Raw genomic sequence first — 19,016 nt, 5'->3', positions numbered from 1 at the left:
GCGCCTGGCCTCGGTGAGCGTCTACACCGCCGCGGGCGGCTGGACCACGGCGGCGCCCACGCGTACGAACACCTACGACGCGAGCGGCAACCTGATCATCGCGGTGGATGCCAATGGGGGGCGCACGCGCAGCTGGTTCGACTCCAATGGGCGCAAGGTGGCGGAGGTGAGTGCTACCGGGACGCTGAGCACCTGGGAGTACGACAGCGCGGGCAATGTGCTGGCGTTGCGGGTGTACGGCGACCGCGTGGCACTGACTGCGGGCGACACGCAGCCCACGCCGATCAACGCGAACAACCTGCGCAAGACCACTTACAAGGTCGATGCGAACAACCGCGTGGTGACGACCACCATCTCGGGCGTCTACTTCGGCTCGCGCAATGACGCGACCGGCCAGTACGAATACGGCCAGGGCGATGTGGTGCAGGAGACCAGCTACAACGCCAACGGTCAGGTGGTGCGCCAGAGGAACGGTGCGGGTGCACTGGTCTACACCTGGTACGACAAGCTCGGCCAGAAGGTGCTAGAGGTCGATCCGCTGGGCTACGCAGTACGATGGGAGCGCGACACCAATGGCGCGATCTTCCGCGAAACGCGTTATGCCAAGGCCATCGCGGACATGACGCTGGTCAGTGAGAGCACCCTGATGAGCACAGTGCTGGCCAAGGTCCCGGAGCAGACCTCCTCGGCCAACCGCGTGACCGAGTACACCTATGACAAGAACGGCCGCATGCTCAGCGAGTCGCGCTTGGCGGTGTTCTACGGCGGCGTCAACGCCAACAACGGCGCACTGAGCGAAACCTCCGCCGCATCGACCAAGCGCTACGGCTACGACGCGATGGGTAACCAGAACTCGGTGATCGACGCGCTGAACCAGCGCACCGATCTGGAATACGACGTGCTGGGGCGCTTGATCAAGCAGCAGAAGCCCGCCGCGGCCAACGAAATCAACGTCCAGGTGCGTCAGACCACCGAGTATGAATACGACGGCCTGAACAACCTGCGTCGGGAGATCCGTCGCGGCACCGACAACGCGGTGGAAACCGACGATCAGATCGTGCGCTACGGCTACGACGCGACGGGCGTACGTACCTCGATGATCACGGCCAAGAACGAGACCTTCACATACGGGCGCGACGCCAATGGCAACACCACCGCCCAACTGGTCGATCGCAAGGATACCGAGGGCTTGTTGATCAAGGAGATCGTGAGCATCGGCTACGACGCGGACAATCGCGAGATCAGTCGCTTCACGGGCTCGCGCGACGCGGCCAACGCACCGGTCTACGACATCTCCAAGTCGGTATCGACGACCTACAACGCCTACGGGCAGATCGCGAGCAAGAAGACCGGCTCGGGCAACACCGCGGGTGCGGCGCAGGAATACTACGACTACGACAACGCGGGGCGGCTGTGGCGCACCAATTCGCAGGATGGCATCAACAAGGCGTGGATGTACGACCTGGCCGGCAATGCCACGCTGCTGCTGCAGTCGCAGACCGAGGACCTGCGGGCCAAGGGCACGATCACTGATGTGATCAACGCCGCTTTCGGCGGTACCAGCATCCTGCAGACCATTACCGCCTACGACAAGCGCAACCAGGCCATCAGCGTCACGCAGCCCAAGGTCAATGCCAGCCGGCCGAACCTGGTGCTCATGGCCACGCCGCTGACTGTGGATTCGGGGCAGTACGGCGGGCTGAACCTCACCATCGGGTCGTCGGTGAGCGGAGGCGCCACGTCATCGATCCTGGGCCCGATCCGAACCGACCAAGTTGCCAGAGGGGCGCAGATGACGCCCGGGGTGATGATGGCCATGGGGGGCTATCGGCACAACGTCGATGTGGGGGAGGGCTTTGTCAACGTCTTCGACTTCAATGGTGTCGCGTTCGGAACGGCCGAGATGGAGGCGGCCTATCAGGCGCTGTACGGAAACATCTCGGCGTGGAAGATCGTGGTGCAGGGGCCCAATGGCGCGGCACCCATCGAGCGGGCAGCCCCTGGCGGTGGCGGATGGCCGAAGTGGCTCTTCGACCTGGGGACTCACTGGCAGACGAGGCTCGATAGCACGTCGGTGTCGCTCTATGCCGTCACGGCCGGCAACAAACAAGTGCTGGCGGGAACGACAAACCTGTCTACGCTGCTCTTCGTTGGAGGGATTGCGAACGTTCCGTCAGGAAACTATCTGCGCTTGTCCGAGGGAGAGATTCCCAGCGATGCCACTGTGCAGCTCTACCATCGCGCACCGGGTTCGAACGGTCCCTACGATCAGTCGCTGCCGGTATTCAGGGCCGGCGAAGGAGGTTCCAGCCTCAACAACGTGGGGATCGACGGCTGGTTGATGACCCGGCTGGACGGCTGGGGATCCACGGACCTGCTGTTGGTCGTCACGCGTTCGGATGGCAGCGTTCTGCGGCGGGACACGATTCGGTGGTCGCCCCCCAATGGAGTGAGCTCTTGGGTCGCAGAGCCGAAGCCAGTCTTCAAAACCGATGGTTGGACGCATTTCTCGGGCCTGCGCACTTCCGGCGGTGGGGAGCCGGCGTCCATTCGGGTGTATCAGCGCCCTCAAGGTAGCACTGGCGCTTATAGCGTTTCGGAGCGTTCACCTGCGGGCAGAGGGCGCTTCGAGGTGTGGTTCGATACCGGTGATCGCGATGTCAAGATCGAATTGCTTGATAGCAGCGGTGCGGTGATCGAAACGCAGCGAGGCACGGTCAATCGTGGCAATTCGACCTACTCCATGCAGCGCGTGAGTGACCTGCCTTCGACCATCAAGTTTCAGGGTATTCCCACCACTGCGGCGACGTTGACGGTGAATTACAAGCCAGTGTTCGGGGTGCCGGGCCAGCCAACGGGTTCCATCACTTTGACCCGTCCGGCGGGCTCTACCGAGTGGATCTGGGATACACAGGCTGCTGGATTGATTCCGGATGCCCTCAAGGTCTACGGGTACGAGATCACCTTCGTGGCCAGGGATTCGGATGGCTTCAAGGTCACCGAAGCTGCGGGGAACATCAAGGTCGGTGCTCTGAGCGGAACTTCGTCGGCATGGCTGTCAGGAAGCAGCGTGCCGCAGGTGTTGACCTTCGATCCTGGCATTGCGACGGGGCAAACGCTGAAGGTGCGATATCGAGAGAAAGGAGCGGCGGGGCAGCCGGTGCCTGTGTATGGGCCTCCCGTGATTTTGGGAGTCAACTCAGATGGAACGGCGATATTCGGAAATGGATATTCAGCTCCGGTTATCGGTGTCGATGCTCTCGGAAGAAAAATTTACGGAAAAGCAATCGCTGCGCCATATCAAGTCGCAAACACACAAACGGTGACGATCCCTGAGGACGAAATTTCAGGCTATCCGAATGCTGCCCCGATTGTTCTGGGAAAGGCCCCGGCAAAATACCAGCATTGGACTTGGCAATTTGACCCAACGAATATCAATGGGATTATCACCGATCTTCCCCCAATGACAGAGGAGGAGCATCAGGCATGCTTGCTAAGAATTGTCGGAGAAAATTATTCGCTATTCGATCTTGGAAATGGGGAGTATCAGGCGTTTAATATAACTACTTTTGCCCGAGTAAACTGGCGAACAAATTTCGCCGGGAAAGGAAGTCCAATTGATCTTTATTCTTTTGATCAGCGTGGGGTAAAGCTTTTTACTGCGACGAAGACAACATACACAACGGTAGTCCCTGTTGAGCCTGACCAATTTGTAATCGGGCAAAAAAACTTCGATTTTCTTGAGGTCGAGGCTACTCGTACGCCTGCGGGAAAATTCAAGTGGGACGCCACTGGCGCGGGCCTGAAAGCAGACAAGGAGTACGAATATCTCTACGACGTCTACAACGCCGCCGGCGTGATCGTCGGTAGCGGCGAGGGCTACTTCCGGCCGGAGAACGTTGCCAACAACCCTGCCAACGCACATATCCAGTGGGTCATCCCCAACGTGGTTGGAGGCCCCAACGTCCCTGGCCAGCCCTCGGAGATCAACAGCCACTGGCAGATCCAGCGGCGCCAGAGCTACGACGCCTTCGGACAGGTGATCACCGAAACCGATGGCAGAACGAACGTCACCGAACTCGTTTACAACGCGCTGGGCCAGCTCACCGACAAGCGCGGGCCACTCACGGAGATCACCCGGGCCGATGGTCAAGTTGATTCTGTCAGGCCGACCGAGCACTACAGCTACAACCTCAACGGCCAATTGGTGGGCAAGCGCGATGCCAATGGCAACCAGAGCACGCTCGTGCTCGATGCCGTCGGTCAGACCGTGGCCGAATGGCACCCATCCACCACGGGCGGATCGATTGCGATCCGCAAGGCCTACGACATCTTCGGCAACCTGCGCACGGTGACCGACGAGATTGGCAGGGTCACGAACAACAGCTACGACCTGAACAATCGCCTCGAGAAAGTGGAGCGCCCAGTCACGGCGGGTGTTGGCCGAGCCGTCGACTTTTACGAGTACGACGCGTTGGGTCAACGTATTGCACATAAGAACGCACTGGGCTTCCGCGAACGCACCTACTACGACAGCATGGGCCGCGTGTCGCGCTACGTCTCCGCGGAAGGGCGCGTGGTTAGCTACGCCTATACCTACGACAACACGATCAAGTCGGTGGGCGGGGTGAACACCGGTGGCTGGGTCTATACCACCACGAGCGATATCTCGGCGACCGAGATTCGGGTGCAGACGTTGAAGAACGACGTGTTCGGACGGCTGATGTGGAAGCAGGACCAGGGCGGCCACCAGTTCACCTACAGCTACAACTGGTCAGGACTGATCGCTACGCAGATCGGCACCTCTGGACAGAACATCACCTACAGCTATTACGCGAATGGCTACCTGCGCAAGGTGATCGATGCCGGAACGTCCAGCGAGAGCTACTTCGAGTACGACAACAACGGCAACCGCACGTTCGAGGGCTACAAGTCGACCGTGGGCGATGCAGCAATGGTGTTCCAGCAATCCACGGTGAACTACGACGCAATGAATCGTGTGACGAAGATCCAGGATGGCCGCTACACCATCGAGTACAAGTACGACGCCAATGGGAACCGGCGCAGGGTACACAGCGTGTACACCGACGGACTCGGCAACGAGCGCGCCGAGCAGGACTACTGGTACCTGTACGACGGCATGAACCGCTTCACGGTGACCATGGGTCAACTGGTCAATGGCCAGATCGTGCGTGGAGGCTCGGGTGACGGCGTGAGCATCGAGTACGACAACGCGGGTCAGCGCAAGGCCGCTACTTACGCAAACGACGGACATCGCGAGACCTACGACTACGATGGTTCGGGTAATCTCACGACCATGCATATCAACGGTGTGCTGCGCGCGAAGCGCACCAACGATCTGGCTGGGCGGGTGACCTTGTACGAGGAGTTCAACGAGAACCAGACCCTGCGCCAGAGCCAACGGCGCACCTGGGACAAGGACAACATGCTCATGCGCGAGGACGACAACCTCACGCAAGGCTACACCGTCTATGGACGGCTGAAGGATGGCACGCTGTCGACGACCGACACCGTGACCTTGAATCCCGTCAACGCGACGTTCAGCCGCCAGATCGTTCAATACAACTACGAATGGTGGGACACGGCCAAACAGAAGGAGATCAAGGTCGTTGCCGGGGATTCGGGCCTGCCGGCGGGTTCGTTGTGGGCTCCGGGTTTCTCACGCTTCGTGTACGACGTCAATGGCCACGTCAAGGAGGCCAACGATGCGCAAGGCAATCGCACCTTCAAGTACTGGAATGACGGCGAAGGCCGCGTGCTGCAGCGCGACGAGTTCATGGGGGGCAACTTCCTGCTGTCGGGTCTGAGCGGCGGCGGCAAGAACCGCATGCACCAGTACTTCTATTTCGACGGCAAGCGCGTCGGCAATGTCGGCAATGACGGCACCGAGCGCGAGGACTATGCCCAGCAGTTGGCGCGCGAGCCAGGCTCATCGATGGGGCCGGACAGCAAGTACAAGAAATTCACGCCGACGAATTCGGCGGACTTCGACGAGAACTTCCAGCCGATCAACGCGAGTTATCCGGGGGCGGCGCCGGGCAGCTATACGGTACAGGTGGGCGATACGCTGGAGAGTGTCGCGCGCGCGGTCTGGGGCGATGCGACGCTTTGGTATCTGCTGGCCGAAGCCAACGGGCTCGCCGCACAGCCTTCGGCGGCGCTCGTGGCCAACACGGTGCTGACCATTCCCAACCGGGTGACGAACGTTCACAACACGAGCGACACCTTCAGGCCTTACGACCCGGGCAAGGCGATGGGGGATACGAGTCCTACGTTGCCGGCTCCGTTGCTGCCGCCTAGCAAGGACAAGGAAAAGTGCGGAGGGTTTGGGCAGATCATCACGATCGTAGTGGCCGTCGTGGCGACGATCTGGACGGCTGGGGCTGCCGGAAGCTATTTCGGTGCCACAGGCCTTGCCGGCAGTGGAGGCTTTGCGGGTGGCATGGCCGTGCTCGGCGGCTCGGGAGGATTCACTGTGGCGAGCCTGGGTGCCGCTGCTGTGGGTGGGGCGGCAGGCTCCATCGCGGGGCAGGCAGCTGGGATCGCATTGGGTATACAGGACTCGTTCAGTTGGAAGGGCGTGTTGCAAGGGGCGCTGGGTGCTGGCGTGACTGCAGGTACCGGCGCGTTGCTCGATGTAGCCGGAGGATTGATGTCGGGACCGGGGAACTGGGCCACTGCCGGACGTATGGCTGTGGGCAATATCGCTACTCAAGGATTGAGCATCGCCACCGGATTGCAGAAGGTCTTTGACTGGCGCGGTGTGGCGGCCAGCGCAGCGGCCGGGTATGTGTCGGCGTCCACTGGCGGTTGGGCTAAGAGCGAGAACTGGGGCGTAGTGGGACAGAAAGTGGCTGCAGGTATGGCTGGTGGACTGGTGAGTGCGGCAGTGCGTGGAGAGGGCATCGGGCGCGCTCTGCCGGGGATCATCGGGGATGCGATCGCATCGGCCATGACCGTTGGCAATGTATTGGGGGACTCCATTGCGGCGGCCAGTACAAGTCGCGGCTACGCATTTGGACAGCTAGGCTCGGGCACCTTTGGACTTGGCGAAAGCGGGGCGATTCCGATGTTCGCGCGAGGACCATCAGGTGCCGGCGGCGATGGTGTCAATGGCGTCTACGACCGGCTCGTCGATTTCATGAGCACGCCTTTAGAAGATACAGAACAGTGGTTAGGGAATCGTGGTGCTCGTGGTGGCGAGACGGCAAGCCTCTTTGGTGCCGGATCGCCGGGTCTTTCGTTTAGAGGGCAAGCACAAGCTGCCATAACGGGATTCCTGACCACGGCAGTCACCGCCACAGGGTCAAATCGTGTCGAGCTGCTGGAAGGTAAGCTGATTGACATAAGGAGCCTACTGATCGACATCAGCAACGACCCGACCTATGTCGCAGCCGAGTTGCGAAACGTGGCGCGAATGCGGGATGGGGAGCTGGGTTGGGTGGGGCGAGCCCTTGCCGGTCCGGCGGACGGCAAAGATTCGCCAAGCAGAATTGAGATCGCGACGGGTTCGGTGGTCCACGGAGACGCATTGACGTTCGGCGCGGTGATGGCACCGTTGGTGAACCCCTTGTCACTGCGAACCAACAGCGGCGCCATGGGAGGGGTAATGGCAATGCTCTCGCTTGAAGAACCTGATAGGGTTATCGGTAGCTTGCGGGCTATGGCGAACGAGCAAGTCGTCGCTCCCGGGGGCCAGGAGATGTACGCGTTCGATTTTGCAGCACGACGCGACACCGCGGCCAGCTTGGCGATCTCCCTTGGGATGGCTCCGATCACGCGTGCTGGCGAGGCTGCGCGAGGGCTGGTTGACAGAGCAATATCGAAAGCTGGAGATTTAGGGCAAGCGGCGCGCTCTTATCTGAATGGATTTGAAGTTCGGGGCAATCCATTCCTGCCTGACCAGGCCTTGTCAACTGGTAATTCGTTTCGATCACCTCCGCAAGTTCGAGCTTTCTATAATGGCGTGGAAATTGACCCTAAAGCGGCGAGAATAAATCCTGAGTTATCCGAGAATTTCATTGGGCCCATTGACCCTAAAAAAATATTCCGTAGAGTTGCATCAAGCAGCCAGTCACTGGATGAATTGAGAAATATTATCAAGACAAATGAATTGTGGGGCGGCGGAAATTATAAAGGTGATGTGCCATCGGCAAGCGCTCTGCGCGGCTTTTTGCCGCCCGGAGTTGATGGGTTGGAGTTTGTTACGGCGTATCCGTTAAAAATGCAAAGTAACAAATTAAATGGACAGGTAAATTGGAGCTATCAACAAGGTATGAGGGAGTTTACTCATTCCGACGGAAGGCCTATGGTTGGTTTGCCGATTGTAGTGATTCGCTCTGTAATTAGAAATTGATTTTGAATTTATGTATCGACAATTGTCAATAAAAGATCGACCTGCGGGTGTCAATCTTAATCAATTTCTTCTTGAAACGGCTCTTGGATTTCAGGAGCTGGAGGAAAAATATTCTCTTCGATTTGAAGATGAAAAGGATGAGATATCTGAGGTAAAAGTCAGTTTGATTTGCAACGATGAAGATGATTTTTTTATCTTGGTGGCTCGGCCTACTCTTTTGGAAACAAAAACCGCTGTTTATTCTGCGATCGAGGTTGATTCGGTTGATAAATGTACTGGTTCAATTGAGGTTTTTTTGAGATTGCTGAATTTTGATATGAAAGACGTGAGCTACCGCATTGATGAGGATTAAATTGATTTGGCAATTTGATTGAAGATGCGCGTAATTCTTATGTGTATTCGGCGTGATCGATCCGCAAGAGAGGCATACCTATAATCAAAGGCTGGTGTCGTCGGCGATATCGCTCTGACGGCGCGCGCCTCCATCCTCTGATCGCGCAGTTCCCGCTGCCCATGCTTCGCTTCGTGTCCTCTTCCATCCCAGATCCCTTTGGATCGCCGCCCAAGCACCGCCATCTCCCCTTTCAGCTTTGCCGCTCGACAATGACTGCGGTTGCGCACGGCTCGCGCTGAAAGCAGTCGCATGCAAGCCCTCCTCTCCAGCGCCGGCCCGGTGCTGGCCTTCATGGCCTGCGTCGCCCTCGCCACCTACGCCCAGAACCTCACCGGCTTCGCCTTCAGCCTGATCCTGCTCGGCCTGGTCTCGGTGTTCCATATCGCGAGCGTCAGCGACGCGGCCAACGCGGCCACGGTGCTGAGCCTGATCAATGCCTGGACCTACTTCCGCGCCCGGCCCGGCCCGGTGCCCTGGCAACTGATGAAGCCGGCGCTCAATGGCAGCACGGTGGGCGTGATCGTCGGGCTGATGCTGCTGACCTGGCTCAGCGGCAGCGCGGTCGACTGGCTGCGCGCGCTGCTGGGGGTGTCGATCCTCGGCTGCGCGGTGCTGCTGGTGCTGCAGGCGAAGCCGCTGCCGGCGATCTCGGGGCGCAAGAGCTTCGCCATCGTCGGCTGCCTGTCGGGCGTGCTCGGCGGGCTGTTCTCGAGCTCGGGGCCGCCGATCGTGTTCCACATGTACCGGCAGCCGCTGGACCGCGAGCTGGTGCGGCGCGCGCTGCTGCTGATGTTCGCGTTCAACTCGCTGGTGCGGCTCGTGATCGTGGTGCCGACCGGGCACTTCTCGTGGCACGCGGCGCTGCTCGCGGCCTGCGCGATGCCGGTGGTCTATGCCGCCACGCGCTTGCATCACCGGCTGCCCAACCGGCTGCAGCCACGCACGCTCAAATGGCTGGTGGGCGGGCTGCTGGCTGCCGCGGGCTCGACGCTGTTCGCCGCGGCCTGGGCCGCGATCGCGCACGGCTGAGCGCCACCGATCGCGGTGGCACGGCGCCGCCGCGCGGCGCCTTCACGAGGCGGCGGCTTACACGCGAAGTGCCCGAACCGCCCCTCTGGCGGCGCAGGCGGCACGGGAAAATCCGTGCAGGAGCCCCCAAAGGGCTTTGCTTCCAGAAAAACCGCCCCCGCTGTCATGCCATCCTCACTCACCTCCACGGGCATCCCCGGCCTCGACGACATCCTCGGCGGCGGGCTGCCCGCGCAACACCTCTACCTGGTCGAGGGCACGCCGGGCACGGGCAAGACCACGCTCGCGCTGCAGTTCCTGCAGGCCGGCCGTGCCGCGGGCGAGCGCGGGCTCTACGTCACGCTGTCCGAAACCTCCGAGGAACTGGCCGAGGTGGCTGCCTCGCACGGCTGGTCGCTCGAGGGCATCGAGGTCTACGACCTGGTGAGCGACGAGGGACTCAGCGAGGAGGCCGAGCAGACGGTGCTGCATCCCTCTGAGTTCGAGCTCGGGGAGACCACGCGCGACGTGATGCGCCTGGTCAACGAGCAGAAGCCGCAGCGCGTGGTTTTCGACAGCCTGTCGGAGATGCGGCTGCTGGCCCAGAGCGCGCTGCGCTACCGGCGCCAGATCCTCGCGCTCAAGCGCTTCTTCGCGCAGCGCGGCTGCACCGTGCTGATGCTCGACGACCGCTCGGGCGGCGATGGCGACCAGCACCTGCACAGCATCGCGCACGGCGTGCTGCATCTGGAGCAGAACACCAACGACTATGGCGCCGACAAGCGACGGCTGCGCGTGGTGAAGCTGCGCGGCGTGAAGTTCCGCAGCGGCGAGCACGACTTCAACCTCGACCGCGGCGGGCTGCAGGTGTTTCCGCGGCTGGTGGCCAGCGAACACGAGCAGCGGATCGACGAGCGCTCGGTCTCGACCGGCACCGCGGCGCTCGACGCCCTGCTGGGCGGCGGGCTGACACCCGGCAGCAGCCTGCTGCTGGCGGGCCCTGCGGGCGTGGGCAAGACCACCACCGCGATCAGCTGCGCCGTGGCGGCCGCGCGGCGCGGCGCGAAGGTGGCCTATTACCTGTTCGACGAGGGCCTGGGCACGCTGCGGCAGCGCTCGCGGGCGCTGGGGCTCGACGTCGAGCCCTACATGAGCTCGGGCCACATCACGATCCGCACGCTGGACCCGGCCGAGGTCTCGCCGGGCCAGTTCGCGCACTCGGTGCGCATGGCGGTCGAGCAGGACGGCGTGCAGATGGTGGTGATCGACAGCCTCAATGCCTACCTGCACGCCATGCCCGGCGGCAAGTACCTGGTGCTGCAGATGCACGAGCTGCTGGCCTACCTGAACCTGCGCGGGCTCACCACGCTGCTGATTCTGTCGCTGCACGGCACCGTGGGCGAGGTGCGCGCCGACGTGGACCTGAGCTACCTGAGCGACGCGATGCTGAACTTCAGGTACTTCGAGGCGCGCGGCAACCTGCTGAAGGCGATCTCGGTGATCAAGAGCCGCACCAACGCGCACGAGCAGTCGATCCGCGAGTTCCGCCTCGGGCCGCACGGCGTCGAGGTCGGCAAGGCGCTGAGCGACTTCCAGGGGGTGCTGTCGGGCGCGGCCCGCTACACCGGCACGCAGCCGCTGCTGGGCGATAGCGATATCGCCACGCCGTCCGCATGAAAGGGGCGGCGTGGAAGACCGCATCCTGATCCTCGCGCCGCGCGGCCGGGATGCGCAGGTGATCCGGGCCGTGCTGGAGGGCCAGGGCATCGATTGCCTGGTCTGCCCCGACACGGCATCGCTGCTGGCGGAACTGGAAATTGCCGCCGCGGCGGCGATCGTGACCGAGGAGTCGCTCTCGGGCGGCTTCGACGGCGCGCTCGGCGCCTGCCTGGCGCGGCAACCGGCCTGGTCCGACCTGCCTTTCGTGGTGCTGGCGATGCGCCAGTCGGGGCGGCGTTCGGCCAGCGCGCAGGCCTCGCTGCAGCAGCTGGGCAATTCGGTGCTGCTCGAGCGGCCGCTCAATCCCGAGACGCTCGCGAGCGCCGCGCGCTCCGCTTTGCGCGCGCGCCAGCGGCAGTACGTGACGCGCCGCCACCTGAACGACATCGAGGCGGCCAAGGCCACGGTCGAGCGGCTCAACGCCGAGCTCGAAGGGCGCATCGCGACCCGCACGGCCGAGCTCGCGGGCGCCAACGACTGGCTGATGCGCGAGATCGCCGAGCGCGAACGGCTGCAGGCCAACGTGGTGCAGGGCCAGAAGCTCGAGGCCATCGGCCGCCTCACGGGCGGCATCGCGCACGACTTCAACAACCTGCTGCACGTGGTCAACCTCAACCTGGAATTCATCTCGCGGCTGGCGCCCGAGGGCAAGCTGGCCGACTACGCGCGTCGCGCGAAGGAATCGGTGGCGCGCGGCTCGCGCCTGACCGGGCAACTGCTGTCGTTCGCGCGAACGCGCAGCCTGGTGCCGCGGCTGCATGGCGTGAATGCGCTGGTCACCAACCTGCGCGAGCTCATCGAGGTCTCGGTGGGCTCGAAGGTGCGGGTGAGCTTCGAGCTCTGGCCCGGCGAACTCTGGGTGATGCTCGACGGCGCGCAACTCGAGATGGCGCTGCTGAACATGTCGGTGAACTCGCGCGATGCGATGCCCGAGGGCGGGAAGCTGGTCATCGGCACGGCATTGGCGAGCGCGGCCGACGGTTCCCCGCAGGTGCTGGTGAGCGTGCGGGACACCGGCAGCGGCATACCGAGCGCGGTGCTCTCGAAGGTGTTCGATCCCTTCTTCACCACCAAGGCCAATGGCCATGGCACGGGGCTGGGGCTGAGCCAGGTCTACGGCTTCGCGAGCCAGTCGGGCGGCCAGGCCGAGATCCGCAGCACGCCGGGCCAGGGCGCGACCGTGACCCTGCGCTTTCCTCTGTCGCAGCCCGAGCCGGTGGAGGATGCCGCATCGCCGGCCGGGCGCGAGGGCGCCGCGCCCGCGCGGGACGATCCGCGCAGCGAGGTGCTGGTGGTGGAGGACGATGCCGAGGTCCGCCAGGGCATCGCCGAAGGCCTGCGCCTGCTGCAGTACACCGTGCGCGAGGCCAGCGATGGTCACAGCGGCCTGCAGGAGCTGCAGCACCGCCGGCCCGACCTGCTGATGGTCGACTACCTGATGCCCGGCATGAACGGCGCCGAGCTCGTGGCGGCCGCGCGCCGGCTCTATCCGCAGATGCCGGTGCTGGTCGCGACCGGTTATGCCGACATGGCGGAGGTGCAGAAGGTGGTGGGTTCGCATTCCGTGCTGCGCAAGCCCTTCGACCTCGAGACGCTCAGCGGCGCGGTGAGCGCGGAGCTCGGTCGTGCGCGGATGACGGCGCAGGCCGCGGACGAGCGCGAACGGATCGTTTCCGGGTCATAAGCTCACAGCGATTCGTTCTTTGGCGCCGCGCGCGGCCTCGGCCACACTGGCGGGCCCATGCCTTCCCTCACCGTCATTCCCGACGCAGCCAGCCCGTCGGCCGATGCCGGGTTCGACGCCCAGGCCGACCGGGTGGCCGACTGGCTGCTCGGCAGCCTCGAATGGAACGCCACGCTGTTCCACGTGGGCCAGTACTGCGGCCGCTGGCGCGCCTCGACGGCGGGCCGTGCGCGCGCGAGCTTCCATCTGATCCTCGAGGGCCGTTGCTGGCTGCACCGGCCGGGGCTCGAATCGGTGGCGCTGTCGCCGCGCGACGGCGTGTTCCTGATGCGCGACGTGCCGCATTTCCTCTCGCCCTATGCCGACCCCGGCATCGACTGCGCGCCGCGCGCGATGCAGCCGCTGTCGGCCAGCCCCGCGCTCGGCGAAACGGCATTGGCCTGCGGCTTCTTCTCGTTCGACGGGCCGCTGCGCGACCTGGTCGCGCAGTCCTTTCCCGACTGCCTGGTGCTGCGCGCCGACGACCTCGCGATGGCCTCGGCCGCGACCCTGTTCGACCTGATGCGCGGCGAGGCGCTGCGCGCCGGCACCGAGCCCTCGGTGCTGATGGACCGGCTGGCCGGCCTGCTGTTCTTCTACGGCCTGCGCCACGTGGCGCGCAGCGACGCGAACGCGCGCGGCTTCTGGGGGCTGCTGCGCCGGCGCGGCTTCGCGCCCTTGCTGGCGGCGCTGCTGCAGTCGCCCGAGCGGCCCTGGAGCGTGGCCGACATGGCGCAGCGCGTGCATCTCTCGCGCGCGGCCTTCTTCCGCCAGTTCGGCGAGGCCTGCGGCCAGTCGCCGCTGCAGTTCCTGCAGCTGCTGCGCATGCAGATTGCGGCGCGCAAGCTGGCGCAGGGCGAGTCTATCGCGCAGGCCGCCGAGGCCGTGGGCTACGACTCCTATGCCGCCTTCTCGCGCACCTTCAAGCGCGTGATCGGCGAGCAGCCGGGTGCCTGGCAGCGTGCGCGCCGGCTCGACCGCAGTGAAGCCGCCGGCGAGACGAACCGGCACAGATCCGAGACGCCCGGTCATTGATGCCCGCGGGCGCGCCGCGAAGAATCGGTGCCAGTTTCCGCACAACCTGAGCCGCACCGACATGACACGCCTGACCCTGCACACCGAGACCTCCGCGCCCGAAGCCAGCCGCGCGCTGGTGGCGCGCGCCGCCGCCAACAACGGCTTCCTGCCGAACCTGATCGGCATCCTCGCCAATTCGCCGCAGGCGCTCGAGACCTACCTCGGCGTGGCCCAGACCACCGCGCGCGGCGAACTCACGCTGGCCGAGCGCGAGGTGCTGCAGATCACGGCCGCGCGCATCCACGGCTGCGACTTCTGCGTGGCCGGCCATTCGGCCGCGGCGCTCAAGCAGGCGAAGCTGCCGGCATCGGCCGTGGTGGCGCTGCAGCGCGGCGAGGCCACGGGCGAGGCCCGGCTCGATGCGGTGCGCGCCTTCACCGAGGCCGTGATCGCGAGCCGCGGCAAGGTGAGCGACGAGGCGCTCGCCGCCTTCCGCGGCGCGGGCTTCTCCGAGCGCCAAGTGCTCGAGGTGGTGCTCGGCGTGAGCCTGGCCACGCTGTGCAACTTCGCCAACAGCCTGGCCGGCAGCGCGGTCAACCCGCAGCTGCAGCCCTACCTGCCCGAGAACCTGCGCGCCGATGCAGCGCCCGCCCATGCTGGCTGAGGCCGACCGGCACTGGCTCGATGCGCAGGCCGAGGCGCTCGACAGCGACAACGCGCAGGCGCACGCGGTGCTGCCGCGGCTCGCGGGCGCGCAGCTGTTCGGCCTGGGCGTGCCGCGCGCGATCGGCGGGCAGGGCGGCGACACGCGCGATGCCATCGAGGCCATCGCCGCCGTGGCCGGCCATTCGCTCGCGGCGGCCTTCACCTTCTGGGGCCAGCGCGTCTTCATCGAATACCTGCTGCAGTCGCCCAACCAGGCGCTGCGCGAGCGCTGGCTGCCCGCGCTGCTCGACGGCTCGCTGGCCGGTGCCTCGGGGCTGTCGAACGCGATGAAGTTCCTCGGCGGCATCGAGGCGCTGCAGATCACGGCCACGCGGCAGGAGGGCGCGCCCGGCTGGCGGCTCGACGGCAGCGTGCCGTGGTGCACCAACCTGCGACCGCAGGGCTTCGTGGCCGCGGTGGTGGTGCGGCGTGCCGATGGCGGCGCGCCGCTCGTGGCCGCGCTGCAGAGTGAGCAGGCGGGCGTGGAGCGCAGCGCCGACCTCGACCTGATCGCGCTGCGCGGCAGCAACACCGCCTCGCTGCGCATCGAAGGCGCGCGACTCGCGGCCGACGAACTGATCCACGACGAGGCCAACCGCTTCCTGCCGACGGCGCGGCCCGAGTTCCTCGGCCTGCAGTGCGGGCTGTCGATCGGCCTTGCGCGCGCCGCGCTCGCGACCGCGGCGCAGATCGGCGGTGCCGGGCGCGCGGTGCTCGACGCATCGCTCGTCGAACAGCGGCAGGCGCTCGATGCCACGGTCGACGGGCTCTATGCGGGCATCGCCGATGGCCGCTTCCGCACCCAGCCCGAGGCGCTGTTCCGCGCCCGGCTCGCGCTGGCCGACATCGCGCAGGCCGCGGTGCAGCTCGAGCTGCAGGCCAGCGGCGGCCGCGGCTACCACCGCGACCAGCCGCTGAGCCTGGCGCGGCACTGGCGCGAGGTGGCGTTCGTGCCGATCGTGACGCCGAGCGTGGTGCAACTGCGTGGCGAACTCGCGCGCCGCGCGGCGCAGTCCGCATCGTGAGCGCCCTGGCTGCCGAGATCGGCCTCGACGAGGCCGCGAACGCGCCGCACCCGTTGCTCGAGGCACGCGATCTGGCCTTCGGCTTCGATGCGGCGCGACCCGTTTTCAGCGGCGTGTCGCTTGCGGTCGCGCCGCGCGAGATTGTCTGCCTGCTCGGTGGCAGCGGCTGCGGCAAGTCGACCTTGCTGCGGCAGCTCGCGCGGCTCGAGGTGCCCGGCGTGGGCCATGCCCAGGGCGAGATCCGATTTCTCGGCGAGGCCTCGAGCACACCGCATCCGCGCGCGGCACTGGTGTTCCAGCAGCCGGGCCTGCTGCCATGGCTCGATGCGGCGCGCAACGTGGGCTTCGGCCTCGACTTCGCGCGCCAGCCAAAGCTCGAACGCGAGCTGCGCGCACGCCGCGTGCGCGACGCACTCGCGGCCGTGGGGCTCGCGGGGCAGGGCGGGCTCTATCCGTCGCAACTGTCGGGCGGCATGGCACAGCGCGTGGCGCTGGCCCGGGCGCTCGCGCGCGAACCGGTGCTGCTGCTGGCCGACGAACCCTTCTCGGCGCTCGATGCCATCACCCGCACCGAGATGCAGGAACTGCTGGTCGATGTGGTGCACCGCTGGCGCACCGCCGCGCTGCTGGTCACGCACGACATCGACGAGGCGATCCTCGTCGGCGACCGCATCCTGCTGATGGGCGAGCGGCCGGGCCGCATCGTGCGCGAATGGCGCGTCGACATGCCGCGCCCGCGCAGCGATGACGCCGCCTTCACCGCACTGCGGCTCGACATCCTTGCCGCATTGCAGGCCACGCGCCGTCATTCCTCCATCGAATCGCCACCCGGCATGCCAGAAAGAAAGCCCGTCGAATGACCGACCCGAATCCCGCCCACGGCGCCGCGCCGCGCGCCACCCATGTCTGCGCCTCGTCCGCCTGCGACTGCGGCCTCACGCGGCGCGACATGCTGCGGCTGTCGGCCCTGGCCGGCGCGGCGGTGGCGGCGCCCTTTCTCTCGGCCGGCGATGCGATGGCCCAAGGCTTCAAGGGCGACGACCAGCCCGTGAAGATCGGCTATCTGCCGATCACCGACGCCACGCCGCTCCTGATCGCGCATGCGCGCGGGCTGTTCGACAAGGAAGGGTTGCGCGCCGAGGCGCCGCGCATGTTCCGTTCATGGGCGCAGATCGTCGAGGCCTTCGTCGCGGGCCAGGTCAACGTGATCCACCTGCTCACGCCGGCCACGCTGTGGGTGCGCTATGGCTCGAAGTTCCCGGCCAGGATCGTGGCCTGGAACCACATCAACGGCTCGGCGCTCACCGTGCTGCCCGAGATCGGCAAGCTCTCCGACCTCGGCGGCAAGACCGTGGCGGTGCCGTTCTGGTATTCGATCCACAACGTGCTGCTTCAAGACATGCTGCGCGCCGAAGGCCTCAGCGCCGTTACCAAGGGCGCGGGCGGCGGCGTGGGCCCCAAGGAAGTCAACCTCGTGGTGCTGGCGCCGGCCGAGATGGTCTCGGCACTGGCCGCGCGCTCGATCGCGGGCTTCATCGTGGCCGAGCCCTTCAACGCGGCGGCCGAGATCGCGGGCGTGGGCAAGGTGCTGCGTTTCTCGGGCGATGTCTGGAAGGACCATGCCTGCTGCGTCACCTTCCTGGCCGAGCGCGACATCGCCGAAAAGCCCGAGTGGGCCCAGCGCGTGACCCACGCGATCGTCAAGGCGCAGCTGTGGACGCGCGACAACCGGCTCGACGCGGCGCGGCTGCTGTCGAATGCCGGCGAGCGGCGCTACACGCCGCATCCGCCGCAGACTCTGGCCAAGGTGCTGGCCGCCACCGACTACGCGAGCTACGAGGCCAGCGGCGTGGTGCGCCACAAGGGCTGGAGCCAGCGGCGCATCGATTTCCAGCCCTATCCCTTCGCTTCCTACACCGAGCAGCTGGTGCGCGCGGTGCAGGGCACCCGGGTCGAGGGCGAGAACGCCTTTCTGCGCGCGCTCGATCCGAAGTTCGTGGCGCGCGACCTGGTCGACGACCGCTTCGTGCGCAAGGCTATCGAGGCCGTGGGTGGGCCGCAGGTGTTCGGCGTGGCGCCGGACTACCAGCGGCGCGAGACCCTCGCGGTCTGACGTGGGCCGCCGCCTCGGACTGCCGCTGGCCGGCCTCGCGCTGGCGCTCGTGCTGTGGTGGGCCGGCAGCGCCTGGCTCGCGCAGCGCACGCCTATCGCCGCGGCCTTCGCGCCCTGGCCGTCGGCGCTGGCGCTCGCGCGCCTCGTCGCCGGCCCCGACATCTGGCAGCACGCGCTGCTGAGCCTGCAGCGCGTGGCCATCGGCCTCGCACTGGCGATCGTGTTCGGCGTGCCGCTGGGCGTGCTCACCGGGCTGTGGCGCGGCTTCGCGCAGGCCAGCACGCCGGTGTTCCAGTTTCTGCGCATGGTCTCGCCGCTGTCGTGGATGCCGATCGCCGTGATGGTGCTCGGCGTGGGCGACCTGCCGGTGTATTTCCTGCTGGCTTTCGCGGCCGTGTGGCCGATCCTGCTCAACACCGCGGCCGGCGTGGCGCAACTCGACCCGCACTGGCTCACGCTCGCGCGCAGCCTGTCGGCCACGCGCCGCGAGACCGTGCTGCGCGTGATCCTGCCGGGCATCACCGCGCACCTGCTCACGGGCGTGCGACTGGCCATCGGCATCATCTGGATCGTGCTGGTGCCGGCCGAGATGCTCGGTGTGTCGGCCGGGCTCGGGTACTTCATCCTCGACACGCGCGACCGCCTCGCCTATTCGGAGCTGATGGCAGTGATCGTGCTGATCGGGGCGTTGGGCTATCTGCTCGATGGGTTGGCGCGGTGGCTGCATGCGCGGTGGACGCATGGGTGAGGGGAGCGCGTGCGGCAGGCAGGGGCAACCGAACAGGAAACCGAACCGGAAAATCCAGCCTTCTGAATGACGCAAGGACTTCATATAAAGCGTTGAATACATTGGTTTTTTGAGCAGAATCAACCGGTAAAAGAACCGGAAGCCATGAGCGAAAGACCGATCCCCCTGTCTGCCACGACCAGGTGAG

At 65.4% G+C, this 19,016-nt stretch carries 11 protein-coding genes; all 11 read left to right on the top strand.

From position 1 onward, the window contains the following. Positions 1–13: 13 nt before the first annotated feature. Positions 14–8,377 (top strand): LysM peptidoglycan-binding domain-containing protein, encoded by an 8,364-nt coding sequence (locus tag KV106_RS36655; RefSeq protein ID WP_261216818.1) that lies wholly within the window; start codon positions 14–16, stop codon positions 8,375–8,377. Positions 8,378–8,399: 22 nt separating this feature from the next. Beyond that, on the top strand, positions 8,400–8,729 hold the full coding sequence (locus KV106_RS36650; RefSeq protein ID WP_261216816.1) for a hypothetical protein: 330 nt from the start codon (positions 8,400–8,402) through the stop codon (positions 8,727–8,729). Between the two features lie 291 nt (positions 8,730–9,020). Beyond that, positions 9,021–9,800 (top strand): sulfite exporter TauE/SafE family protein, encoded by a 780-nt coding sequence (locus KV106_RS36645; RefSeq protein WP_082321650.1) that lies wholly within the window; start codon positions 9,021–9,023, stop codon positions 9,798–9,800. Between the two features lie 165 nt (positions 9,801–9,965). Next, positions 9,966–11,456: an ATPase domain-containing protein gene (locus KV106_RS36640; RefSeq protein WP_261216814.1), complete on the top strand. Its 1,491-nt coding sequence runs from the start codon at positions 9,966–9,968 to the stop codon at positions 11,454–11,456. A gap of 10 nt (positions 11,457–11,466) precedes the next feature. Continuing rightward, positions 11,467–13,182, top strand: coding sequence for a response regulator (locus KV106_RS36635; RefSeq protein ID WP_261216813.1), 1,716 nt, complete (start codon positions 11,467–11,469; stop codon positions 13,180–13,182). Between the two features lie 57 nt (positions 13,183–13,239). Beyond that, positions 13,240–14,256: an AraC family transcriptional regulator gene (locus KV106_RS36630; protein WP_261216811.1), complete on the top strand. Its 1,017-nt coding sequence runs from the start codon at positions 13,240–13,242 to the stop codon at positions 14,254–14,256. Between the two features lie 61 nt (positions 14,257–14,317). Next, positions 14,318–14,902 (top strand): carboxymuconolactone decarboxylase family protein, encoded by a 585-nt coding sequence (locus KV106_RS36625; RefSeq protein WP_093345342.1) that lies wholly within the window; start codon positions 14,318–14,320, stop codon positions 14,900–14,902. After that, a complete protein-coding gene (locus KV106_RS36620) occupies positions 14,892–15,968 on the top strand; it encodes an acyl-CoA dehydrogenase family protein (protein WP_261216809.1) in 1,077 nt (358 codons plus the stop codon). The genes KV106_RS36625 and KV106_RS36620 overlap by 11 nt, the downstream gene beginning before the upstream one ends. Further along, entirely contained in the window at positions 15,965–16,828 is an 864-nt protein-coding gene (locus KV106_RS36615; RefSeq protein ID WP_261216808.1) for an ABC transporter ATP-binding protein, read from the top strand. Before KV106_RS36620 ends, KV106_RS36615 begins: the two co-directional genes overlap by 4 nt. Continuing rightward, positions 16,825–18,081: an ABC transporter substrate-binding protein gene (locus KV106_RS36610; protein WP_261216806.1), complete on the top strand. Its 1,257-nt coding sequence runs from the start codon at positions 16,825–16,827 to the stop codon at positions 18,079–18,081. Before KV106_RS36615 ends, KV106_RS36610 begins: the two co-directional genes overlap by 4 nt. A 1-nt stretch (position 18,082) precedes the next feature. Beyond that, entirely contained in the window at positions 18,083–18,829 is a 747-nt protein-coding gene (locus tag KV106_RS36605) for an ABC transporter permease (protein WP_261216804.1), read from the top strand. Positions 18,830–19,016: the final 187 nt, after the last annotated feature.

Source organism: Variovorax endophyticus (genome assembly GCF_025376855.1).
Classification (GTDB): domain Bacteria; phylum Pseudomonadota; class Gammaproteobacteria; order Burkholderiales; family Burkholderiaceae_C; genus Variovorax.
Note: the sequence above shows the minus strand (reverse complement) of the source record. Positions and strands in the feature narration are given on the sequence as shown.